We start from the raw sequence: 1115 nt of genomic DNA on the forward strand, positions 1-1115 counted from the left end.
CCCTACCAGGCCGTCAGCCCGCTTCTGCCCCTGACCTACGCGGTCGACGGCATGCAGGGCATCATCACGGGAGGCAACCCTGGGTCGGTCATCATGTCGGTCGCGATGCTGCTCGTATTCGGTGCAGGCAGCGCGCTGCTCGCGCTGGTGGCACTGCGGCGGACCCGCCGTGCCCGAAGCCTCGGCCTGCTGCCCAGCGTCGCATAGCGCCAGCCGCCTCGAAGCACCGCGCGATTCGCACAGCTTTAGTTGTTCACAGCCGTCCCGCAACGGTCAGGAGCGCAAGTCCTATCCCGCGGCGCCGAACACGGCGGCAACGCGGTCCCACCATGCGGCGGACGACGCTCGGGCCGTCGGCGTCAGTGTCACGGCTCCCGCACGGATGATGTCGCGATCCGCCCAGAGTCGCGCGGCGAGGGCCGGGCCGTTCCCGGCGAGCAACTCGGCGACGGGGAGGAGGCCCTCCTGTCCGAAGTTACCGAGCGCGCCGCGCAGCTTCACCCCGGTGTAGTCGTCGACGGGAATGCCGATGGTGGGTACCCCGGCAGGGACCGCGAAAACTACCGGATGGTAGCGGCTGCTCACGACCATGGCAGCGCTTCGCGCAAGACGGGCCGCGGCCACCGAATCTGTCGGAGCTACGACCCGGGCGGGCCCCACCATGGCATTCATGACCGCATCGTGCATCACCGAATCGCCTCGGGATGGCCCGTCAAGAGCACCAAAATGGGCGAGGAACACCATCTCGAGTCTGGTCTCGAGCGCGAGAGCGTCGAAGAGGGCCGCGAGGGCCACGACGACGTCGCTGCGTGCGGCACCGGCGACATGGCTGGAGATGCTGACGAGGCAGCACCCGGTCGAGTCACCGACAGCACCGTCGACCAGGTAGCTGGCGTCGTCGATGGTCTGGGTGATGCTCTCGCCGAGCCCGAGTCGTTCAGAGAGGGCGAATGAGCTGGCTTCCCGGAGACCGACGAGCCTCGCGCTGGAGAGCAGTTCGCGCACGAGCGCGGTGTCAGGGTGGTCGAGTTCCGGGCCGAGGGTCTGGCCGCTGATCACAAGCGGCTTTCCGAGTGCCGCAGTGATCGCGCCGATAGTCGCGCGCTCGAAAATGT

At 68.2% G+C, this 1115-nt stretch carries 1 protein-coding gene and 1 pseudogene; one reads left to right on the forward strand and one right to left on the reverse strand.

Annotation, left to right across the window (positions count from 1 at the left end; translation table 11 throughout):
• Positions 1–207: pseudogene (locus RMN95_RS08400) on the forward strand (YhgE/Pip domain-containing protein); the annotation flags it as partial.
• An 81-nt stretch (positions 208–288) separates the two neighbouring features.
• Here RMN95_RS08400 and RMN95_RS08405 read toward each other — a convergent pair.
• Positions 289–1115, reverse strand: an 827-nt coding sequence (locus RMN95_RS08405; RefSeq protein ID WP_309616482.1) for a polysaccharide pyruvyl transferase family protein, incomplete at its 5' end; no start/stop codon positions are given.

The organism is Salinibacterium sp. (genome assembly GCF_031364185.1).
In the GTDB taxonomy this organism is placed as follows: domain Bacteria; phylum Actinomycetota; class Actinomycetes; order Actinomycetales; family Microbacteriaceae; genus Rhodoglobus.